The sequence below is a fragment of the Frankia sp. CoBUL1 genome, assembly GCF_978021245.1.
On sequence record NZ_CDXDOS010000294.1, the window covers coordinates 1 to 3,758 of the forward strand.

Here is a 3,758-nt window from a genome sequence, read left to right on the forward strand (position 1 = left end):
CAGGGCGCCCCGGGTCACCCCACAGCACGCTTACAACACGTCACCGATCACAGCGTAGCGTGATCTCTGCGCGGCCCTGACCTCGGAGGTGCCCGTTACCTGGGTGTGCTCCACGTAACTGGTCGTCTTGAGCACCATGAATCAGGTGGTTCTCGTATTGCTCGAGCTTGGGGCGCTGGTGGCCGGTGACCGCGTCCTCCACCGCGAGCTTGTCCAGCCTGTACTCCTCGGCGATCGCGGTGAGCTGCTCGTAGCTCGGCTCGAACAGGCCGAGCCAGGCGAACCCGTTGCGTTCGGACCGCGCCAACCGCAGCGCGTCGGCCTGGTCGATGTCCATGGTGACCCGCCGGCCATGGCTGTACACGCCGCAGGCCATGACGCGCCCGTCCGGCGTCCGCGGTAGCTCGGAGCGGGGCGCACGGCGTCGTTTGCGACCCACCCGGACCAGGGAGACCGGACGGGTCAGCGCGCCGGCGAGCTTATGGGCGTTGGCCGACGCCTGCTCCAGGGCGTCCCCCAGCACCTCCCGAACGGGATGCTGGCTGCCGTGGTCGCCGCCGTCCGGGCGCGCGCCATCACCGTCGCGTCCCCGGGTCTCGCGTACCGTCTCGTCGCGTACCCTTTCGCCCGGCACCGCGTCGTCCCGCATCACTGCCTTCTTCCCTGCCGCCGATCCATGTCCAGGTCCACCTGTCGGCATCTCCCACGCCCTTCCCCACTGGTGAACCTTCATGGTGACAAGTCGGTGCCGGTCGTCCGGAGGCGATCCGGGCTTCACCGTGGACGCGGATGCCTGGCAACTGTGCCGGCGTGGTGCGGCACGAAGGGTGAGACACACGTCCGGCGCATGGGATACGTCACAGGGAGGATCGAGTGATCGGGATCGAGGTACGCACGCTTCGGGTGTTCGCCGACGAGACGGGCGCCGGCGGCAGCCTGCTCGCCGTGGTGCTGGATGCCGCGAAGCTGCTGCCCGACGCGCGGGAGCGGTCCGTCGTCGCGCGCCGACTGGGCTGCCCTGCCACGGTCTTCGTCGACAACCCGGAGTTGGCGGAGCTGGCCACCTTCACGCCCACCGGGGAGCTGCCCATGGCGGGGCACGCCTTGGTGGGGTCGGCCTGGCTGTTGGGTCGGCTGCTCGGTGGCCATCCGGAGATCCTCCGCCCGGCCGGCGGCGAGGCGGTCAGCTGGCAGGAGCAGGGCCGGGTCTGGGTCCGCGGCGCCCTGGCCGCCGTGCCCTGCTGGTGGCATGAGATGCTCGCGGACCCGGGCCAGGTCGACGCGCTCGACCTGCCCCGTCCACCTGCCGAGGACCTGACCCAGCTCTGGGCGTGGGAGGATGAGCCGGGCGGGGTCGTGCGGGCCCGGGCCTTCGCCAGCAGGCACGGCGTCACCGAGGACGAGGCCTGCGGGTCGGCTTCCATGCGACTGGCCGCGATGCTCGGGCGGCGGCTCACCATCCGGCACGGCGCCGGTTCGATTGTCCTTGCGCAGCCGGGTCCGCCCGGCCACGCCGATGTCGGCGGCCTGGTGGTCGAGGACGAGACGAGGTTCCTCGCCGATCTCGACGAGTTCCTCGCCCGGTGACGGTGGCGTTCGGCGCGGCCACAGCCGGACACCACGGGGACCAAGCCCGAGAGTGTAGGTGCCGAGCGAAGCGACTGGCACCCTTTGTGGGTACCGGGTTACGGCTGCGTGGTGGCTGCCGAGATGCGGACCGGGTCGGATAGGCGTAGCTTTGGATCCTGGTAGCTCTCCGCTGGGTATCCGCCCATGGGCTGCGAGGTGGTCATGGCCGAGACGTTGGTGACCTTGGTGGAGGCCGCGCATCAGGATGCCGTCCGTCTGATCGAGCTCTCGCGCGACGTCGGCGCCCACAGTGACGTGGATGGTCCGTCGACCGACCCGCGGCAGGCGCTGCACGCCAGCGACGCGGCCGTGGCCGCCGTCTCCGCGCACCTGAGCGCGATGGAGTCGGTGGTCTACCCGGAGATGGCCCGCCGGGTCGTGGGCGGCCGGGCGCGGGTGGCGGACCTGGGCCGCTTGGCGCGGCGCTGCTCCTCGGTGATGCGCGGCATTGAACAGTACGTCCAGGGGGACCTCAACCGGCCCGCGGAGCCGGTCGCGAACCTGCGCCGGGATCTGGCCGCGTTGATGGTCGAACATGCGACGCTGGAGGACGAACTTCTGCGTGAGCTGATGGCCGAGCTGTCCGACGACGAGCGCCGGGATCTCCTCGACCGCTTCTCCGACGCGATGCGCCACGCTCCGACCCGACCGCATCCGCACCTCCTGCACAGCAGGCTGTTCGGTGGAAGCCTGGCGGCCCGCCTGACGGGCTACTGGGATCACCTGCTCGATGTGATGGACGCCCGGGAGGTGCCCGGCGCGCCGAGGCGGGCCCCGGTGCCCGCCGGGCTGTGGGGCTGGTACCTGCTGGGCCGTCCCACGGCGCCGGCTGCGGGTGAGACCCCGTCAGGGAAGGAAGGCGCGCAGGGCGACACCGCCGCTGGTAGCCGCACCGCCGCTCATTGATCCGTCCTTGCGACTGCCGTCGTTTCCGTAGGCCCACCATGTCTTCCTGCGCCCGGTCTTCCGGAGCCCGTCGCGCTCCGTCTTCCTGACCGGTCTTCCTGGCCGCGGTCCACTCCGGTTCGGCGTTCCTATGCGCACGGGCGTCGTGGTCGTGCCATGCTTCGAGTCCGGGTTGGGCCGGTATGGCCTCGTGTCGTGCAATGCCGAGGAGATGTGTCAGGAACCGAGGGCACCGCGATGCGGGCGCCGAACGCTGATCCCCTAAAAGTGATCTGGCCGGTGCTGTTGGTCGAGGATGATGATGCCGACGCCTATCTGGTGTCCGAGCTCCTCGACGAGGTCTTCGCTCCGGTCGAGCTGACCCGGGTGCGCACGGTGGCCGAAGCCGCCCGTCGCAGCGAGCACGTCGCGTGCGTGCTGCTGGATCTCGGGCTGCCGGACAGTGAGGGCCTGTCGGCGCTACGCCGGTTGCTCACGGTCGAGGCGGGAGCGCCGGTCGTGGTGCTCACCGGTCTGGTTGACGAGTACCGGGGGGGCGCAGGCGGTCGCCGCGGGCGCGCAAGACTATCTCGTCAAGGGTCAGGTCGACGGGCGGGACCTGGTCCGGGCCGTCCGGTACGCGATTGAGCGCAAGCGGGCCGACACCGCCGCGCAGGCGCTGCGGGAGTCGGAGCTGCTGGCGGACGAGCGGGCCCGCCTCGAACGCGGCCTGTTACCCCGGCCACTCATCGACGACGGCCGGTTACATCACGACGCCCGGTACCGCCCCGGCCGGCAGCAGTCCCTGCTCGGCGGGGACTTCTACGACATGGTGTCCACCGCGGACGGCACGCTCCACGTCCTGCTCGGCGACGTCTGCGGGCACGGCCCGGACGAGGCGGCGCTCGGGGTGAGCCTGCGGATCGCGTGGCGCACGTTGGTCCTCGCCGGTGTTCCGGAACCCGACCGGCTCGGGTATCTCCAACGCGTGCTGGTGAGCGAGCGGGAACAGGATGAGATCTTCGCGACGGTGTGCACCCTCGCGATCGCTCCCGACCGGACCTCGGCGCGGATGCGGCTGGCCGGCCATCCGCCGCCGGCGCTGTTGCATCCGCGGCTGTCGGCGCTGCCGGGCGACGTCGTCGGTCCGGCTCTTGGCATCGTCGACGACGACCTCTCCGAGGAGGTGCGGATCGAGCTCGGGCCGCACTGGGCGCTCCTGCTCGCCACGGACGGCCTGCTGG

Annotated in this window: 3 protein-coding genes and 1 pseudogene; 3 read left to right on the forward strand and 1 reads right to left on the reverse strand. The window is 71.1% G+C overall.

All coding sequences use genetic code 11. From position 1 onward, the window contains the following. Positions 1 to 40: 40 nt before the first annotated feature. Positions 41 to 649 carry a hypothetical protein gene (locus AC08OX_RS15770; RefSeq protein ID WP_476608510.1) on the reverse strand — a complete coding sequence of 203 codons (609 nt, stop codon included), beginning with the start codon at positions 647 to 649 and terminating at the stop codon, positions 41 to 43. Positions 650 to 873: 224 nt separating this feature from the next. Here AC08OX_RS15770 and AC08OX_RS15775 point away from each other — a divergent pair, with 224 nt between their 5' ends. The 3 genes and pseudogenes from AC08OX_RS15775 to AC08OX_RS15785 form a co-directional block, all read left to right on the forward strand. After that, complete coding sequence (locus AC08OX_RS15775; protein ID WP_476608511.1) at positions 874 to 1,587, forward strand: PhzF family phenazine biosynthesis protein; 714 nt, start codon at positions 874 to 876, stop codon at positions 1,585 to 1,587. A 204-nt stretch (positions 1,588 to 1,791) separates the two neighbouring features. Then, positions 1,792 to 2,535: a hemerythrin domain-containing protein gene (locus AC08OX_RS15780; RefSeq protein ID WP_476608512.1), complete on the forward strand. Its 744-nt coding sequence runs from the start codon at positions 1,792 to 1,794 to the stop codon at positions 2,533 to 2,535. Positions 2,536 to 2,772: 237 nt separating this feature from the next. Then, a pseudogene (locus AC08OX_RS15785) lies at positions 2,773 to 3,758 on the forward strand (PP2C family protein-serine/threonine phosphatase); the annotation flags it as partial.